The organism is Psychrobacter sp. T6-1 (genome assembly GCF_052258445.1).
Window position 1 is genome coordinate 1 of the sequence record NZ_JBQQFC010000852.1, and the last position, 501, is coordinate 501.

Sequence of the window (501 nt, forward strand, 5' to 3'; positions counted from 1 at the left end):
GTGCCAAGCTTGCCTTGGTCTATTGTAAGCCCTGCAATGAAATACCTACCTTTGAGTTTAATTACCAAAGCAAGCTAGTTTATATTGCTCATAAAAAAAGCCCCTACCTTGAAATGAACTGACCCCCGAAACTTGGACGGTTTAAGTTTATATTAAGGACTGAGTTCTGTATTTTACAGGGCTCAGTCCTTTTAGTTTAAGCTGAATTCTCTCATGATTATAGTAGTGAATATACTCATGAATCTGTTTCTCTAACGCCTCAATCGAACTTGGCTTTTCAATATAAATAGTCTCACACTTTAGCGTACCGAAGAAGCCTTCCATTAATGCATTATCTAAGCAGTTCCCCTTACGGCTCATACTTTGCTTAATATGATTATCTTTAAGCGTATTCGCAAACGGCTTCATCTGATAATGCCATCCCTGATCTGAATGTAGCATTAGCTTCTTGTCACGACTGGCTTTAGTCTTGTCCAGCGCACAATCTAGCATTCGACTGAC

The 501-nt window shown here is 39.3% G+C and carries 1 protein-coding gene; it reads right to left on the bottom strand.

What is annotated here, in order from left to right; translation table 11 throughout:
• Positions 1-147: 147 nt before the first annotated feature.
• The coding region (locus ACTXGO_RS16325; protein WP_443575266.1) for a transposase at positions 148-501 on the bottom strand (354 nt) is incomplete at its 5' end.